Annotated in this window: 15 protein-coding genes; 10 read left to right on the top strand and 5 right to left on the bottom strand. The window is 68.2% G+C overall.

The genetic code is table 11. The annotated features are described in order from the left end of the window. The first annotated feature begins 302 nt into the window (after positions 1–302). Positions 303–983: a peptidylprolyl isomerase gene (locus ACZ6YV_RS27505; protein WP_465512353.1), complete on the top strand. Its 681-nt coding sequence runs from the start codon at positions 303–305 to the stop codon at positions 981–983. 12 nt (positions 984–995) lie between these two features. On the opposite strand, the gene ACZ6YV_RS27500 is transcribed toward ACZ6YV_RS27505, so the two are convergent. Together ACZ6YV_RS27500 and ACZ6YV_RS27495 are read right to left on the bottom strand one after the other, a co-directional pair. Further along, on the bottom strand, positions 996–1,280 hold the full coding sequence (locus ACZ6YV_RS27500; protein ID WP_465512352.1) for a hypothetical protein: 285 nt from the start codon (positions 1,278–1,280) through the stop codon (positions 996–998). Further along, positions 1,277–1,576 carry a hypothetical protein gene (locus tag ACZ6YV_RS27495; protein WP_465512351.1) on the bottom strand — a complete coding sequence of 100 codons (300 nt, stop codon included), beginning with the start codon at positions 1,574–1,576 and terminating at the stop codon, positions 1,277–1,279. Before ACZ6YV_RS27495 ends, ACZ6YV_RS27500 begins: the two co-directional genes overlap by 4 nt. Before the next feature lie 560 nt (positions 1,577–2,136). Between ACZ6YV_RS27495 and ACZ6YV_RS27490 the strand changes: the two genes are divergently transcribed. From ACZ6YV_RS27490 to pdxR, 3 genes are all read left to right on the top strand, one after another. After that, positions 2,137–3,249, top strand: coding sequence for an acyltransferase family protein (locus ACZ6YV_RS27490; RefSeq protein WP_465512350.1), 1,113 nt, complete (start codon positions 2,137–2,139; stop codon positions 3,247–3,249). Positions 3,250–3,392: 143 nt separating this feature from the next. Further along, positions 3,393–7,001 carry a methionine synthase gene (metH, locus tag ACZ6YV_RS27485; protein WP_465512349.1) on the top strand — a complete coding sequence of 1,203 codons (3,609 nt, stop codon included), beginning with the start codon at positions 3,393–3,395 and terminating at the stop codon, positions 6,999–7,001. A gap of 12 nt (positions 7,002–7,013) precedes the next feature. Then, positions 7,014–8,450, top strand: coding sequence for a MocR-like pyridoxine biosynthesis transcription factor PdxR (pdxR, locus tag ACZ6YV_RS27480; RefSeq protein ID WP_465512348.1), 1,437 nt, complete (start codon positions 7,014–7,016; stop codon positions 8,448–8,450). Here the strand turns inward: pdxR and ACZ6YV_RS27475 are convergent. After that, a complete protein-coding gene (locus tag ACZ6YV_RS27475) occupies positions 8,447–9,175 on the bottom strand; it encodes an alpha/beta fold hydrolase (RefSeq protein WP_465512347.1) in 729 nt (242 codons plus the stop codon). The genes pdxR and ACZ6YV_RS27475 overlap by 4 nt on opposite strands. Before the next feature lie 49 nt (positions 9,176–9,224). Between ACZ6YV_RS27475 and ACZ6YV_RS27470 the strand changes: the two genes are divergently transcribed. Further along, positions 9,225–10,475, top strand: coding sequence for a cytochrome P450 (locus ACZ6YV_RS27470; protein ID WP_465512346.1), 1,251 nt, complete (start codon positions 9,225–9,227; stop codon positions 10,473–10,475). A 64-nt stretch (positions 10,476–10,539) separates the two neighbouring features. Here ACZ6YV_RS27470 and ACZ6YV_RS27465 read toward each other — a convergent pair whose 3' ends face one another. Continuing rightward, positions 10,540–11,997: an MFS transporter gene (locus ACZ6YV_RS27465; RefSeq protein ID WP_465512345.1), complete on the bottom strand. Its 1,458-nt coding sequence runs from the start codon at positions 11,995–11,997 to the stop codon at positions 10,540–10,542. Positions 11,998–12,083: 86 nt separating this feature from the next. Here ACZ6YV_RS27465 and ACZ6YV_RS27460 point away from each other — a divergent pair, with 86 nt between their 5' ends. Beyond that, positions 12,084–12,467, top strand: coding sequence for a MarR family winged helix-turn-helix transcriptional regulator (locus ACZ6YV_RS27460; RefSeq protein WP_465512344.1), 384 nt, complete (start codon positions 12,084–12,086; stop codon positions 12,465–12,467). Between the two features lie 12 nt (positions 12,468–12,479). Here the strand turns inward: ACZ6YV_RS27460 and ACZ6YV_RS27455 are convergent, their stop codons facing one another. Continuing rightward, positions 12,480–12,875, bottom strand: a complete 396-nt coding sequence (locus ACZ6YV_RS27455; RefSeq protein WP_465512343.1) for a PASTA domain-containing protein — start codon at positions 12,873–12,875, stop codon at positions 12,480–12,482. A gap of 142 nt (positions 12,876–13,017) precedes the next feature. On the opposite strand from ACZ6YV_RS27455, the gene ACZ6YV_RS27450 reads away from it, so the two are divergent. The 4 genes from ACZ6YV_RS27450 to ACZ6YV_RS27435 all read left to right on the top strand — a co-directional run bounded on the left by ACZ6YV_RS27450 (position 13,018) and on the right by ACZ6YV_RS27435 (position 16,249). Continuing rightward, the gene (locus ACZ6YV_RS27450) at positions 13,018–13,446 is read left to right on the top strand and encodes a hypothetical protein (protein ID WP_465512342.1); all 429 of its coding nucleotides are present in this window, start codon (positions 13,018–13,020) and stop codon (positions 13,444–13,446) included. Then, entirely contained in the window at positions 13,440–13,673 is a 234-nt protein-coding gene (locus ACZ6YV_RS27445; RefSeq protein ID WP_465512341.1) for a helix-turn-helix transcriptional regulator, read from the top strand. The genes ACZ6YV_RS27450 and ACZ6YV_RS27445 overlap by 7 nt, the downstream gene beginning before the upstream one ends. Continuing rightward, complete coding sequence (locus ACZ6YV_RS27440; protein WP_465512340.1) at positions 13,670–14,632, top strand: NAD(P)-dependent alcohol dehydrogenase; 963 nt, start codon at positions 13,670–13,672, stop codon at positions 14,630–14,632. Before ACZ6YV_RS27445 ends, ACZ6YV_RS27440 begins: the two co-directional genes overlap by 4 nt. 81 nt (positions 14,633–14,713) lie before the next feature. After that, a complete protein-coding gene (locus ACZ6YV_RS27435; RefSeq protein ID WP_465512339.1) occupies positions 14,714–16,249 on the top strand; it encodes an alkaline phosphatase D family protein in 1,536 nt (511 codons plus the stop codon). Positions 16,250–16,310: the final 61 nt, after the last annotated feature.

Genomic DNA, 16,310 nt, shown 5'->3' with positions numbered 1-16,310 from the left:
TTGGTGGCGCTCTTCCGGGGGGTCTTGTGTGGGTGTTGTTGTGTTTTTTGATTCACCCCCCAACCCCCCCCCCCCCACCACCTGGACCGACGGCTCGCCGCCGCCGTCACCCGGCCGAAGTACATGAAGGGGGCCTTCACTGCGCTAGGCGCAAGGAAGGGGGCCTTCATGTACTTGCGAGGAGCGCCACCTCTACCTTCAGGGTAGGCAAGGAGGCCTTCACGGACCGAACCCGCGGCAAGTGCGGTGCGCACACGTGAAGCGCTACCCGGCGACCACCCTTTTGGGTTAGGTTCCCCCTCATGAAGCTGCGCTGGGGTGTAACCGCCGTCGTCTCCGCTCTCGCCGCCGTCCTGCTGCCCGGGGTGGCCACGGCCGCGCCCGCCGCCTCCGCGGGTTCGCTGCCGATCGTGCGCTGCGAGTTCACACCGACGCCCGAGAACCCCGCGGCCCGTCCGGTCTTCCGGCCGATTCCCTTCGCGCTGACCCGCGGCACCATCGACGTCACGTTCCGCTTCAACTACGGCCCCGTCACCGTGCGCCTGAACCGCGCGGGCGCCGCTCCGTGCGCCGCGCACAACCTGGCGAGCCTGGCCCTGCAGCGCTTCTACGACCACAGCCAGTGCTGGCGCCTGACGAACTCCGCACGCCTCGGCGTCCTTCAGTGCGGCGACATCTACGAAGCCGAGAAGGGCGGGCCGGGCTACAAGTTCCCGGACGAGGTCGATGGCACCGAGACCTACGAACGCGGCACCATCGCCATGGGCAACCAGGGTGCGGGGACCAACGGCAGCGAATTCTTCATCGTGCACTCGTTCGCGAACATCCCGAAGAACTACTCGGTGATGGGCAAGGTCGTGCGGGGCATGGACGTCCTGGACCGGATCGTGGCCGCCGGGATCATCCCGACGGACCCGAACGGCCCGCAGGACGGGCTGCCCGCGAAGCCGGTGAAGATCCAGAAGGCGACCGTCGGCTTCTGATCCCGTCGTGAATCACGGTTCACATCGGACGAAGTCAGGAACCTCTTCCGCATCCTGGAAGGAATGAATCGGCGCTCCTTCCGGGGCCCGCGTGCGCGATATCTGAAGGCCGTGCAGACACGCGTTGCACCACAGATAAATCGTCGCGAGGCGGGTCTCGGAAGAACCGATGTAGCGAATTTCCAGCCGTTGCTCGGCACAATGCGGGCACGAATGGTCGCCGATCCTGTCCAGCCCGTCGTCCATGATCGAAATCAGCGCCCGCATCCAGCTGTCCCACCGCGATTTCCTCTTCACGACGCGACTCCCCGTAGTTCCCGGACCCCGATGAGCCTGCCCGCGCCGGAACCCGCCAGTTCGAGCTTCGCGCTATGAGGAGAGTCCAGCAGGTCGACCGATCGTTCGTAGCGCCGGATCGTCACGAGTCTCAGTTCGACCGGCAGCCGCGAACCGTCTCCGAAAACCGCCGTGTCGAAGGCGTCGCCGACGGACACCGGATCGCCGAGACACCGGACGACGCAGATGGCCGTCTCCCCGGACACCTGCTCGACACTCTCGACACTCTCGACACCGACCCGGAGCATCGTCGTCACGACCCTTCTTCAACCTCAGGCCGAGCGCCGAAGTCCTCTCCCCCGGCGTAGTTCACCACGCCAGCGTTCGAACGCTTCAGCCCGATCAGCCGCTCGCTTGCTTCGACACTGTCCGCCGACCGTGCTCAAAGCGAACAACTAACCCCCTCTGTCCGATCCGAAAACAGTGCTCTTCCCCTCGGCTGCCCGGTCAGGCGGGTGGGCATGGCACCGAGCAGTCCGGTGATCACATGCCTCGCGGAATGCAGGAAAACGCCGTTGCCGATATCCGGCAACGACACCGAGGCTCGCGAGTTCTTCGAGAACATCCGCACCGTCACGATCGTCCACGAACACCCGGTTCTCACCGCACCGCGACCGTTCGCTCACAGCTTTCGACTCCGCATGAAATCTGCTCACCACGAATGACGATCGGCCGTTGACAAGTGACAGCACGCGTCGTAGCCATCGTTGCTACACACAGAAATCACACAGCCCCCTCACAGGAACCAGTCTTTCACCCTTTAGAGTGACGCATCCTCGTCGGTGTGACTCCGGGGGCGTTCCTGGGGGTTCAAAGCATGATGACGCACGAGCAGTACCTGTCCACGAAGAGATTCCCTGCCCTCGATGGGCTGCGCGCGATCGCCGCGCTCCTCGTGGTGGTGTTCCACTACGGAGGACCGTCGTGGACGATGGCCAACGGGTGGATCGGTGTTCATCTGTTCTTCGTCCTATCCGGTTTCCTGATCACCACGCTGGCACTGCGTGAAGAGGACCGAAACGGCAGGATCTCGCTCGCCGACTTCTACCTCCGTCGCGTGTTCCGCATTCTTCCAGTGTATTTCGCGGTTTTGGGCATCGTCGTGGCGTTCACATACCTGCGCGGCGAGCACACCTCCAGCGGACTCTCCGGGGCGATGCCGTACTTCCTGACCTTCACGAACGAGTTCGCCCCCACCGCTCCCTTCGGTCAGTCGTGGACGCTGGGTGTCGAGCAGAAGTTCTACCTCGTCTGGCCGTTCCTGGCCTTCGGTATCGCGGCGCTGAGTTTCCCGAAGCGGCTGGGCCTGGCGATCGGCCTGATCGCGCTCATGATCGCGCTGATCCCGGTGATGCCGTACGCCGGCGCTTACTCACCCATCATCATCGGTTGCGCGCTCGCCATCGGCCTCCACTACCGCAAGGGCTTCGCGTTCCTCCGGGTCTTCACTCACCCGCTGGCCAGCTTCGTCCTGCTCGCGGCTCTCGTGGTCCTTCAGATCCACATGGCCGACATCGAAGCCTTCTTCCAGGACGGCGGAACGGTCGGCGGCACCACGTACGCGGTGCTGGTCGCGCTGTTGATCACTTCGCTGATCCCACGTGGCCCGATCGCCTGGCTCTTCTCCACCCCGCCGATGCGGTTCATCGGCGAGCGGTCGTACTCGGTGTACCTCTTGCAAGGGGTGGCGGCGACGGTGGTCGCCTTGTCGATTCCCCAGCTGGGCGCGCACCGGACGCTGACCGCGATCGCCGTGACCGTCGTAGCCCTCGTCATTTCCGACGTCCTCTACCGCTGGGTCGAGATGCCGATGATCGACGTCGGCCGCAAGGTGGTCGCCTGGCGCGGGACACGATCCGACGCCCGGCGCAGGCCCTCGCCGCCGGATCCCACAGTGCGGGATGCCGAACCCGCCCTGGCCAGCGGCTGAGCAATTCAAGCGAAGCGCGCTTGAATTGATCCGGTACTCTGGTCGCCAAGGTCGAGAGGCGCTGCAACGGACCGCTGAGTCCGCCACGCTCGGCCCCGGACTTCATCGCAAGGGCGCCTCCCACGACATGGGAGGAGCGCTGGATGGAAACGACCGCCCTGAGAAAGCTGCTGAAAGAGCGCATCGTCGTGCTCGACGGCGCGTGGGGGTCGATGCTCCAGAACGCCGGCCTCAAGCCAGAGGACTACCGCACCGAGCGGTTCCAGGATCACCCTCGTGACATCACCGGCGACCCCGACCTGCTGAACATCACCAGGCCCGACGTCGTCCTCGACATCCACCGCCAGTATCTCGACGCCGGCGCGGACATCACGACGACGAACACGTTCACCGCCACCACCATCGGCCAGGCGGACTACGGACTCGAAAACCTCGCGTACGAGATGAACCTCCGCGGCGCCCAGATCGCGCGCGAGGCGGCGGACGCGGCCGGAGGGAAGTTCGTCGCCGGGTCGGTCGGGCCGCTGAACGTCACGTTGTCGCTGTCGCCCAAGGTCGAGGACCCGTCGTTCCGCGCGGTGACCTTCGACGAGGTGTACGCCTCTTACGCCGATCAGATCAAGGCACTCGCCGAGGGCGGCGTAGACCTGCTGCTCATCGAGACGATCTTCGACACCCTCAACTGCAAGGCCGCGATCTCCGCGGCCCGTGACGTCGCGCCGCATCTGCCGCTGTGGATCTCGGTGACGATCGTCGACCTGAGCGGCCGGACGCTGTCCGGGCAGACGGTCGAGGCGTTCTGGAGTTCCATCGAGCACGCGGACCCGCTGCTGGTCGGCGTCAACTGCTCGCTGGGCGCCGAGGAGATGCGCCCGCACATCGCCGAACTGTCCCACCTCGCGGGCACGTACACGGCCTGTCACCCCAACGCCGGCCTGCCGAACGCGTTCGGCGGGTACGACCAGACGCCCGACGAGACCGGCGCGCTGCTCGGCGACTTCGCCACGGCCGGGATGGTCAACGTCGTCGGCGGCTGTTGCGGCACGACCCCCGCGCACATCAAGGGTATCGCCGACGCCGTCCGCGGGATGGCGCCACGGCACGTCCCGGATCCGCAGCCGCACACCCGGTTCAGCGGGCTCGAGCCGTTCGAGATCGGCAAGGACACCGGGTTCGTCATGATCGGCGAGCGGACCAACGTCACCGGGTCCGCCAAGTTCCGCAAGCTGATCGAGGCCGACGACCACCAGGCCGCCGTCGACGTCGCACTGGAGCAGGTCCGCGGCGGGGCGAACCTGCTGGACGTCAACATGGACGCCGACCTGCTCGACAGCGAAAAAGCGATGACCACGTTCCTCAACCTCATCGCCACCGAACCCGAGGTCGCCCGGCTGCCGATCATGATCGACAGCTCACGCTGGACGGTCCTCGAAGCCGGGCTGAAGTGCGTGCAGGGCAAGGGTGTCGTCAACTCCATCAGCCTCAAGGAGGGCGAGGAGCAGTTCCTCCAGCAGGCCCGGCGCATCCGTGACTACGGCGCGGGCGTGGTCGTCATGGCCTTCGACGAGACGGGCCAGGCCGACACCGCCGACCGCAAGGTCTCGATCTGCGGCCGTGCCTACGATCTGCTGACGCAGAAGGCCGGTTTCGTCGCCGAGGACATCATCTTCGACCCGAACGTGCTCGCGGTCGCGACCGGTATCTCCGAGCACAACGGGTACGCCAAGGCGTTCATCGACGCGCTGCCGCGGATCAAGGAACGCTGTCCCGGCGTGCGGATCAGCGGCGGTATCTCGAACCTCTCGTTCTCCTTCCGCGGCAACAACGTGGTGCGCGAGGCGATGCACTCGGCCTTCCTGCTGTACGCGGTGCGCGCCGGGCTGGACATGGGCATCGTCAACGCCGGGCAGCTCGCGGTCTACGAGGACATCCCCAAGGATCTGCTGGAACTGGTCGAGGACGTGCTCTTCGACCGCCGCGAGGACGCCACCGACAGGCTGGTCACGTTCGCGGAAACGGTCAGTGGCAAGGGAACCCAGCGTGTCGTCGACCTCTCCTGGCGGGAGAACACGGTCGAGGCACGCCTGAGCCACGCGCTGGTGCACGGAATCGTCGACTACATCGAAGAGGACACCGAGGAAGCGCGCCAGAAGCTGCCGAGGCCGCTCGAGGTCATCGAGGGCCCGCTGATGGACGGCATGAAGATCGTCGGCGATCTGTTCGGGTCCGGCAAGATGTTCCTGCCGCAGGTGGTCAAGAGCGCGCGCGTGATGAAGCGGTCAGTGGCCTATCTCGAGCCGTACATGGAGGCCGAGAAGGAGAAGGCGCGCCTCGAAGGCCGGGTCGAAACCCGCCAGGGCAACGGAAAGGTCGTCCTGGCGACGGTCAAGGGCGACGTGCACGACATCGGCAAGAACATCGTCGGCGTCGTCCTCGGCTGCAACAACTACGAGGTGATCGACCTCGGCGTGATGGTCCAGGCCTCGGTCATCCTGGACACCGCCGTCTCCGAGGGCGCGGACGCCATCGGGCTTTCCGGCCTGATCACGCCGTCGCTGGACGAAATGGTCAACGTCGCCACCGAAATGGAGCGGCGCGGGCTGAAACTCCCGCTGCTGATCGGCGGCGCGACCACGTCACGCCAGCACACCGCGGTCCGTATCGCGCCGGCGTACGAGAACACGACCGTGCACGTCCTCGACGCCTCCCGTGTCGTCGGCGTCGTCGGTGACCTGCTCGACGCGGACCGCGCCGAAATCCTCGACAAGAAGAACCGCGAGGATCAGGAACAGCTGCGTATCCAGCACGCGAACAAGCAGCGGACCCCGTTGCTGACGGTCGAGCAGGCCAGGGCCAACCCCGAGAAGGTCTCCTTCGACGAGGTCCCGACGCCCGCGTTCACCGGCGTCCGGTACGTCTCGCCGTCGCTCACCGAACTGCGCGAGATGATCGACTGGACCTTCCTGTTCCTGGCCTGGGAACTGAAGGGCAAGTACCCGGCGATCCTGAACAACCCGGTGGCACAGGAGCTGTTCGACGACGCGAACACCCTGATGGACCAGATCATCGCCGAGGAGCGGTTCCAGGCCAAGGGCGCGTACGCGTTCTGGCCGGCGCATTCCGAGGGTGACGACATCATCCTGGAGTCGGGGATCAAGTTCCCGATGCTGCGCCAGCAGACCAAGAAGCCGCTGGAGCGGCCGAACCGCTGCCTGTCCGACTACATCGCGCCCGCGGGCGCGGGCGACCACCTCGGCGGGTTCGCGGTCACCATCCTCGGTGCCGAGGACTTCGCCGCCGAGTTCGAGGCGCAGCAGGACGACTACCGCGCCATCATGGTCAAGGCGCTCGCGGACCGGCTCGCCGAGGCGTTCGCGGAGTACATCCACCTCAAGGCGCGGCGGGAGTGGTTCGAACCGGACGCCGAGCCGAAGCTGGAGGACCTGCACGCCGAGCGGTTCCGCGGCATCCGCCCCGCGCTCGGGTACCCGGCGAGCCCGGACCACAGCGAGAAGCAGGAGCTGTTCGACCTGCTCGACTCCGACAAGCTCGGGATGGCGCTGACGGAGTCCTTCGCGATGACGCCGGCGGCGAGCGTCAGCGGGCTGATCTTCGCCCACCCCGATTCGCGGTACTTCACCGTCGGACGGCTGGGCAAGGACCAGGTCGAGGACTACGCCGCCCGTCGCGGCCTCGAACTGTCCACTATGGAGCAGTGGCTGCGGCCGAACCTCGCCTACGAACCCGAATGACACAATGATCGGGTGACTGCCGAGGGCTCGGACTTCCTGCAGCTGGACATCGGGGACGCACCACCGGGGCGCCGGTCGGACTGGCTGGCGTCGCGGTTGCGGCACGCCATCTCCGACGGGCGCCTGCCGGTCGGCAGCAGGCTGCCCGCGACCAGGGCGCTGGCCGCGGACCTGCGGGTTTCCCGCGGTGTGGTCACCGAGGCCTACCAGCGGCTGGTCGAGGACGGCCACGTCGCCGGACGCGGCCGCGCGGGCACGGTGGTCGTCGCGGCGCCCGCGAGGACGAAGGAACAGACGGCGTCCGGTCCCCCGGCGGCGGGCACGATCTTCCGGCCCGCCCCGGGGATCGGCGTCTTCGACTCACTGCGGTCGACACCGGCGAGGATCGACCTGTCCCCCGGCGTGCCGGATCTGACGGCCTTCCCCAGGACGGCCTGGCTCCGCGCCGAACGCACCGTGCTCAACGACCTCTCGGCGGCGGCCTTCGGCTACGGCGATCCACGGGGCGCGCCCGCGTTGCGGCTGGCCATCGCGCACTGGATCGCCCGCACCCGCGGCATCACCGCCGACGCCGACGACGTCCTGATCGTCGCCGGGGTCGCGCAGGGCCTCGGGTTGCTGGCCCAGGTGCTGTGCGACAACGGGATCTCCGAGATCGCCGTCGAGGACCCCAGTTCGCTCGGCGCTCGGCAGCATCTGCACGACCGACGGCTGGCGACTCCGCCGATCCGGGTCGACGAAGACGGGATCGACGTCGGCGAGCTCGTCCGCAGCGGCGCGCCCGCCGTGCTGCTCACGCCCGCGCACCAGTTCCCGACGGGTGTCGTGCTCGGCGGGGAACGCCGTCGCGAGCTCATGCGCTGGGCCGCGGACGGCGGGCTGATCATCGAGGACGACTACGACGCCGAGCACCGTTACGACCGTCCTCCGGTCCCCGCGCTGCGCTCGATGCTCGCCGAGCAGGTCTGTTACGCGGGCAGTGTGTCGAAGTGGCTCGCACCCGCGCTCCGGGTGGGCTGGATGCTGGTGCCGCCGCGATACCGGGACGAGGTGGTCGCGGCCAAACGGTTCGCCGACCTGGGCAACGCCGTCCTCCCTCAGCTGGTGCTCGCGCATCTCATGGAATCCGGCGAGATGGAGCAGCAGCTGCGGTTCGTGCGCAAACGGCATCGCCGTCGGCGAGACGCGATGATCGACGCGCTCCGGGCGCATCTCCCGGACGCCGTGGTGCACGGCGCGGCCGCCGGGCTGCATCTGACGATCACCTTCGACGCCGAGTTCTCCGATCTCGACTTCGCCGCCGCCGCGCTCGAACAGGGTGTGAAGGTGCAGCCGCTGTCGTGGCACTGTCAGCGGCCGATGAATCCGGGACTCGTCCTCGGTTACGGCGCCAGCCCGGCTTCGGACATCACCGAAGGCATCGCCGTCCTCGGCAAGATCAGGCGCTAGCCATCGAACTGAGCGAGGAAAGCCAGCAGCACGGCCGGGTCTTCGACGTGGGCGTTGTGGCCCAGTCCGGGGAGTCCGGCGGACGCCGGGCTGAGTGCGCGAAGCTGGTCGAGACGGCTCATCGGATCGTGTTCCCCGGCGGCGAGGGCGACCGGGCAGCCCGCCGCGCCGAGCAGGCCGGGCATGTCGGGCGCGCCGACGGCGAACGCGTGGGGGTCCAAGGCCAGGCGCCAGCCGCCTTCGGTTTCGACGACGCCGTCGGGGTCCGCTTCGGCCAGCCCGGTGAGACCGGCGATCTTGAGGAACGCTCGTTCGGCGTCCTCACGCTCCAGGAACACCCTGGGCGGTTTCGCCGCCATGTCCGCGGCCTTGGCCAGCTCGGTCTCGCTCCATTCGACCTTGACGCCGACCGCGAGCAGCCCGTCGATCCGGAGCCCGAACCATCCGCTGGCCAGGGCGAGCCCGACCACTCCGCCCAGCGAATGGCCGATCACCAGCAGCGGGCCGCGTTCCGGGAGCGCGTCGGCGACCGCCCCGGCGAGGCTGCCGAAGGAGTAATGCGCCAAGCGTGGTGACGCCCCGTGCCCTGGCAGGTCGGGTGCCAGCCAGCGGTAGCCGGGCTGCAACATCAGGCCGTCCCACACCGCGCCCGTCGCGCCGAGGCCGTGCAGCAGGAGCACGGCAGGGCCGTCGGTTCCGGCGGTGCGCATCTTCAGCGTTTCCACCGGACGGATCTTTCCGCAGTCACCGGTCCGCGGGCTAGTGTGCGAAGTCGTGATCACCGATCCGGATACCTACACCCGGGGCGTGCCGTACGGGCATCTCGCGGCGCTGCGCCGGGACTCGCCGGTCGTGCGGGTGGACGATTTCTGGGCCGTGCTGCGGCATTCGGACGTCAAGCACGTGCTGAAGAACCCGAAGCTGTTCTCGTCGCGCCTCGGCGGGACGCAGATCCGGGACCCGGCGACGGAGCAAGATCTCGGCTACGTCCGGCGGATGATGCTGAACATGGATCCGCCCGAGCACGCCCGGCTGCGGGGCCTGCTCACCAAGGCGTTCACGCCGCGCGCGGTCGGCAGGCTGACCGAGCGGATCCATGGCTGGGCCAGGTCGTTGATCGCCGGCGTCCAGGCGGACGGCCGATGCGACTTCGCGGCCGTCGCCGCCGATCTCCCGCTGCTGACGCTGGCCGAGGTCTTCGGGATCCCCGAACAGGACCGGCGGCTGATGTACGACTGGAGCAATCGCGTGATCGGCTACCAGGACGCCGACTACGCGGTGAGCGCGACAGTCGAGGCAGGCGAGGTCACCGATCTCGCGCGGGCGGCGCTGGCCGTGCGGCCGGTCCCGGGGCCGGACGGCGCGATGCCCGATCCGCGCACCCGCGCCGGGATGCCGGATCTCTACGCGTACGCCACCGCGCTCGGCGAGTACAAACGCCGGAGCCCCGGCGACGACGTGATGAGCAACCTGATGGGGCACGTGGAAGACGGCGGACGGGTTTCGATCGCGGAGTTCGAGAACCTGTTCTGGCTGTTTTCCGTGGCGGGCAACGAAACGCTGCGCAACGGCATCCCCGGCGGGATGCTGGCGCTGCTGTCGCATCCGGATCAGTACCGGCGGCTGCTGGCCGACCGTTCGCTGCTTCCCGGCGCGGTGGAAGAGATGCTGCGCTGGTGGTGCCCGGTCATGCACTTCCGCCGCACCGCGACCGAAGACGTCGTCCTGTCCGATGTGGACATCCGGGCGGGCGACAAGGTCGTCGTCTGGTTCTCCGCCGCGAATCGCGACGAGTCCGTTTTCGAGGACCCGGACCGCTTCGACATCGGCCGTACGCCCAACGATCACCTGACCTTCGGGCACGGCCCGCATTTCTGCCTCGGCGCCCAGCTGGCGAGGATGCAGCTGCGCGCGATGTTCGAAGCTGTCCTGGACCTGCTCGGCGAGGTCGAACTCGCCGGTGAGCCGGTGCGGCTGCGGTCGAACTTCCAGAACGGGCTGAAGTCCCTGCCGATCCGCTGGTGACCGAAAGGCCCCTTCCCGCCCCCCGAGCGCGGGAAGGGGCCTTTCACCCCCTGTTCGGTCGCCGTTATTCAGCCGCGGCGAACTCCCGTTCGGCGACGGCGGTGCGGGCTTCGGCCTTGCGCAGGCCGACGACTCCGGACAGCGCCACCAGGACACTGATCACGGCGATGCCGGTGACGACGGTCAGCGCGGGCGTCAGTCCGTTCAGCAGCGCGGCCGGACCGGTGGCACCACCCGCGTTGCCGGTCAGGACCGCGGTCACCACGGCGAGGCCGATCGCGCCGCCGACCTGGATCGACGTGTTCAGCAGACCGCCGGCGAGACCCTGCTCGTCGTCGGAGATCCCGTTGGTCGCCTGGATGTTCAACGAAGAGAACGCCAGCATGAAGCCGATGCCCAGCAGGATCATGCTCGGCAGCACCGAACCGGCGTAGCTGGAACTTTCGTCGATCCGCAGGAACAGCGCGTACCCGATGACGTGGGCGACGACACCGGCGAGGATCGTGCGCGGGGTGCCGAGCCGGTCGATCAGCGGCTCGATCCTGGGCGAACCGAAGGCCACGATCAGCGCGGCGGGCAGGAACCCGAGCGCGGTCTGCAGTGCGGACCAGCCCAGCACGTTCTGCAGGTACAGCATCACGACGAACTGGAAACCGATGTAGGCGCCGAAGAACGTCGCGCCACCGAGGTTGGCACGGGCCAGCGGACCGGAACGCAGGATGCCGAGGCGGAGCAGCGGGTGCTTGCTGCGCTTCTCGATGAACACGAAGGTGACGAGCAGCGCGAGCGCGAGGACGAACGTGATCAGTGTCCGCGGGGCGGCCCAGCCGATCTCCGGTGCTTCGACCACGCCGAAGACCAGCAGGAGCGAACCGGCGGCACCGGTGATGGCGCCCGGGAAGTCATAGCCGCCACCCGCCTGCGGCAGGTAGGACGGGATCAGCTTGACAGCGGCGACCAGCGCGGCGAGCGCGATCGGCACCGGCAGCAGGAACGTCCAGCGCCAGCCCACCTCGGTGAGCAGGCCGGAGAAGACGAGGCCCGCGGAGTAGCCGCTGGCGCCGAAGACGGCGAAGATGCTGATCGCCCGGTTGCGGGCGGGGCCTTCGTGGAAGGTCGTGGTGATGATGGACAGGGCGGCGGGTGCGGTGAACGCGGCCGCGAGCCCCTTGATGAAGCGGGTGGCGATCAGCAGCGCGCCGTCGTCGACGAGGCCGCCGAGCAGCGAAGCGAGCGCGAAGACCGCGACGGCGACGAGGAAGACCCGGCGCCTGCCGAGCAGGTCGGCGGTGCGCCCGCCGAGGAGCAACAGGCCACCGTAGCCGAGCACATAGGCGCTGATGATCCATTGCAGGGCGCCGGTGGAGAGGCCGAGTTCGGCCTGGATGGACGGGAGGGCGACGGCGACCATCGACACGTCGAGCGCGTCGAGGCCCACGACGACGGACACAGTGAGCAGGACACCCCAGAGGCGCGCGTCCCACCTTGTCGAGCTGGTGGACAGCTGCACGGAAGAACTCATGATCGGTACATTACATGCATGTGCATCTAATGCAAGTGCATTAGATGTCTTTGCATAAAATTCACGTGCATGCTATCTTGGGCCGCGTGAGCGATGTCGCCGAACAAGACCTGCTGCAGGAGTGGCGTGCCCTGTCCGCCCGGCACGCGGCGGTCTTCGGCCGACTCGAGTGCCGCCTTCAGGAGCGCCACGGGCTCGGTGTCACCGAGTTCGAAGCCCTCGAAAGACTGGTCAACTGCGTCGTCGGCAAGTGCCGCGCGGCCGACCTGACCGACGTCGTCCACCTCAGCCAGAGTGCCACCTCACGGCTGGTAGCCCGCCTCGAGCGCGAGGGGCTCGTCCAGCGTGCGCTCTGCGAGTCGGATCGGCGCGGGATCTTCGTCGTCGTGACCGACGAGGGTCGCCGTCGCTACGAAGAGGCGAAGCCGACGCACCGGTCGACCCTCGAAGAAACCCTCACCGAGGCCTGACCAGGGCCGTCGTCACTTCTCGCCGATCTTCACGGCGGTCAGAGTGATCACCGCGTCCGCGGCCACCCGCGTGCCCGGCGCCGGATCCTGCTTGGTCTGGACCCAGTTCCGGTCCATCACGAGCATCCGCCCCTTACCGGTCCCGTCGACCTCGCGCAGGTTGTACAGACCCGCCGCCTGCATCGCGTCCTGCGCGTCCTGATGGTTCATCCCGGAGACATCCGGGACGGTGACGAGCCGGGCGGCCGCCGACGTGGGAGCGCTCGCCTTGGCGGAGGGCTGCGCGCTCGCGGCCGTCTCCGTGACGGTCGTCGGCGCCCCCGGACGCGTGTTCGGAGCACCGCACCCGGCGAGACCGAGGGCGCCGACGGCGAGAAGCAGGACGATCCGGCCGGCGGTCTTCGTCATCTCGGAACTCCAGTCTGTGGCGGTGAGACCGAGGAGAGTCGCGCCAGGACCACTGATCGTTAACACCCGACCGGGCGGAACCCGTTGCGGATCAAGTAAAGAATCTTTGACATCGTGTCCGGAATTCTTTACCTTGGACGTCGTGGCACTGGAAGAGAAACGCGCGTGGATCATGGTCGTGGTCACGCTCTGCGCCTACGCGGCGTACCTGATCGCCGTCCTCGGCCGGGCAGGTTCCGGCCCGCTCGCCGACGTCCCGTACGTGGCGACATTGCTATGGACGGTCGGCGCGGCCATCGTGGCCTCGATCGTGCTGCACATCGCCGCGTCGATCGCTTCACCGCGCGACGCGGGCCGGAAAGACCAGCGAGACCGCGAGATCGGCCGGTTCGGCGAGCACATCGGACAGTCGTTCGTCGTGCTCGGCGGCGTCGCGGCGCTCGGCATGGCGATGGCGGAGCTGGACCATTTCTGGATCGCCAACACCGTGTACCTCGCCTTCGTCCTGTCCTCCCTGCTCGGCTCGATCGCGAAGATCGCCGCGTACCGCGGGGGATTCCAGACATGGTGAAACCGACCAAGGTCACGAACTCCATCCGCACCCTTCGGTTCGCCAAGGGCGAGATGACCCAGGCGGAACTCGCGGACCGGGTCGGCGTCACGCGCCAGACGGTCATCGCGATCGAGCAGGGCCGCTACTCACCGTCCCTGGAGATGGCCTTTCAGATCGCCAGGGTGTTCGGCGTCGGGCTCGACGACGTCTTCCAGTATCCCGGCCAGGAAACGAGGCCGCCGTGAAGGCGATCGTCCAGAACGAGTACGGCACCACCGACGTCCTGAAGCTGACCGATCTGCCCGAACCCGAAGCGGGATCGGTCGCCGTGGTGGTGCGGATCCGGGCGGCGGCCGTCGACCCCGGCGTGTGGCACCTCATGGAGGGCACGCCGTACCTGGTGCGCCTGATGGGCTTCGGCGTCCGGAGACCGAAGGCCCGCGTCCGCGGCCTGGACTTCGCCGGTGTCGTACACACGGTCGGCGACGACGTCACCCGGTTCCAGCCGGGCGACGAGGTTTTCGGTACCTGTCAAGGTTCCTTCGCCGAGTACGCGCTGACCACAGTGGACAAAATCGCGAGGAAACCCGAAACGCTCGGCTTCGAAGAAGCGGCGGCGGTCCCGATCTCCGCGTTCACCGCACTCCAGGCGCTTCGGGACCGGGGACGGGTCGCGCCCCGGCAAAAGGTCCTGATCATCGGCGCGGGCGGTGGCGTCGGCACGTTCGCCGTGCAGATCGCCAAGGCGTTCGGCGCAAACGTCGACGGCGTCTGCGGGCCGGGCAAGGTGGACCTCGTCCGGTCGCTCGGCGCGGACACGGTGTTCGACTACACGCGCGAAGAGTTCGGCGGCGGGTACGACCTCATCCTCGACACCGCGGGCAACCGGTCGCTGACGTCACTGCGGAAATCCCTTGCCCCGCAAGGCACTCTCGTGATCGTCGGCGGCGAAGGCACGGGGAAGTGGATCGGCCCGGTCGCCCGCAACCTGCGGGCACTGCTCCTCGGGCCGTTCGTGAAGCAGAAGCTCCGCGGCCTGTTCTCCACGGAGAACCACGACGATCTCCAGACGCTGCGCGCGCTCATCGAGGCAGGAAAACTGACGCCGGTCATCGACCGCGCGTACCCGCTGGCCGAGGTTCCCGAAGCCATCCGATACGCGAGCGAGGGGCACGCGCGCGGCAAGGTCGTCATCACCGTCTGATGTTCGTCCTCGCGTTCACCTCCGGCCATCTCGGCGGTGTTCGGTGTCGGAGAGCGATCCGCCGAGCCGAGGAGACCACCGATGTCCGTCAACCGCCGGGACCTGTTGCGAGGCGCCGCCACGGCCGGTGCGCTGGGGCTGGCGTGGCCGTTGAGCTCGCGGATGACGGTCGCGCAGGCGGAGGAGGCCGCGGCGGCGCTGGGCGCGACCTGGGACGAGGCGCCGTTCACGCTCGGCGTCGCGTCCGGCGATCCGGTCCCGTACGGCGTCGCGCTCTGGACCAGGCTCGCGCCGAAGCCGATGGAGTTCGAGCAGCCGCTGGACGACACCGTCGAGGTCGGCTGGGAGGTCGCCACCGACCGCGGGTTCCGCCGCCGCGTGGCCCGCGGGACCGCGGCGGCCACCGCCGGGGGCGGGCACAGCGTGCACGTCCCGGTGTCCGGGCTGGAGCCGGGCTCGCAGTACTACTACCGCTTCCACGCGCTCGGCAAGGTCAGCCGGGTCGGCCGCACCCGCACCGCGCCCGTGGGGCCGGTCCGGCGGGTGCGGTTCGCCTCGGCGAACTGCCAGGCGTTCCACGACGGGTTCTACGCCGCCCACGCCGGGATCGCCCGGGAAGATCTCGATTTCGTCGTCCACCTCGGTGACTACGTCTACGAGCACGGTCAGGTCGGCGGGAACCCGCTGCGCGACCACGAGGGCCCCGAGGTCCTGACGCTGCCGGCGTACCGGCGGCGGCACGCGCTCTACAAGTCCGACCCCTCGCTGCGGGACGCCCACGCGGCCCACCCCTGGTTCATCACCTGGGATGACCACGAGGTCGTCAACGACTACAGCGGGACCACTCCTTCGCTGCAGGCTCGGCGGTCGGCGGCGTATCAGGCCTGGTACGAGCACATGCCGGTCCGACCCGACCACCCCTCGACGCCGAGGATCCACCGGCAGCGCCGGTGGGGCGACCTGCTCGATCTGTCCATTTTGGACCTCAGGCAGTACCGCTCCGCGCAGAACCTGCCCGACGGCACGATCCTCGGCGCGGATCAGAAGGGCTGGCTCAAGGATCAGGTGACCGGCGCGGGCGAGGCGTGGCACTGCTGGGTGAACTCGATCATGCTGAGCCAGCTGACGAAGCCGGGCGGCGGCTACATGTTCACGGACCAGTGGGACGGCTTCATCGCCGAACGCGAGGAGGTGCTGACCCACGTGGCCCAGAGCGGGCTCGAAGACCTCGTGGTGATCACCGGCGACTGGCATTCCGCGTTCGTCGACGACATCCGCCCGGACTTCGCGGATCCGTCCTCCCCGGTGATCGGCACGGAGTTCACCGCCCATTCGGTCACCTCGGGGGCCTACTCACCCGAATGGAACGCCACGAACGGACCGAAGATGGGCGCGGCGAACCCACACCTCAAGTACTTCGAAGGCGACAGGTACGGCTACGACGTCTACGAAGTCACTCCGCGCCGCTGGAGCACGCACATGCGGGTGGTCGGCGACCGGCGCGACCCGCGTTCGCCGGTGAGCACCCTGACGACGTTCCACGTCGACCGCGGCAGGCCGGGATCCTATGAGGACCGGGCCACGATCTCGTCTCCGGCGCAGTACCGACGACGCTAGGCCAAAAGGGGAGCCGGGGACTCAGAAGAGGGGCGGGGGACGCTCTTTCGGAGCAGCGCGG

This window comes from Amycolatopsis sp. NPDC102522, assembly GCF_055584485.1.
This window is presented reverse-complemented; position numbering and strand designations above follow the sequence as displayed.

What these genes read in the sequence shown, in the direction of transcription:
- ACZ6YV_RS27465 (WP_465512345.1), bottom strand. Translation starts at nt 11,997, where the DNA reads ATGAGTTCTTCCGTGCAGCTGTCCACCAGCTCGACAAGGTGGGACGCG.
- ACZ6YV_RS27490 (WP_465512350.1), top strand. Translation starts at nt 2,137, where the DNA reads ATGATGACGCACGAGCAGTACCTGTCCACGAAGAGATTCCCTGCCCTC.
- ACZ6YV_RS27505 (WP_465512353.1), top strand. Translation starts at nt 303, where the DNA reads ATGAAGCTGCGCTGGGGTGTAACCGCCGTCGTCTCCGCTCTCGCCGCC.
- ACZ6YV_RS27435 (WP_465512339.1), top strand. Translation starts at nt 14,714, where the DNA reads ATGTCCGTCAACCGCCGGGACCTGTTGCGAGGCGCCGCCACGGCCGGT.
- ACZ6YV_RS27445 (WP_465512341.1), top strand. Translation starts at nt 13,440, where the DNA reads ATGGTGAAACCGACCAAGGTCACGAACTCCATCCGCACCCTTCGGTTC.
- ACZ6YV_RS27455 (WP_465512343.1), bottom strand. Translation starts at nt 12,875, where the DNA reads ATGACGAAGACCGCCGGCCGGATCGTCCTGCTTCTCGCCGTCGGCGCC.
- metH (WP_465512349.1), top strand. Translation starts at nt 3,393, where the DNA reads ATGGAAACGACCGCCCTGAGAAAGCTGCTGAAAGAGCGCATCGTCGTG.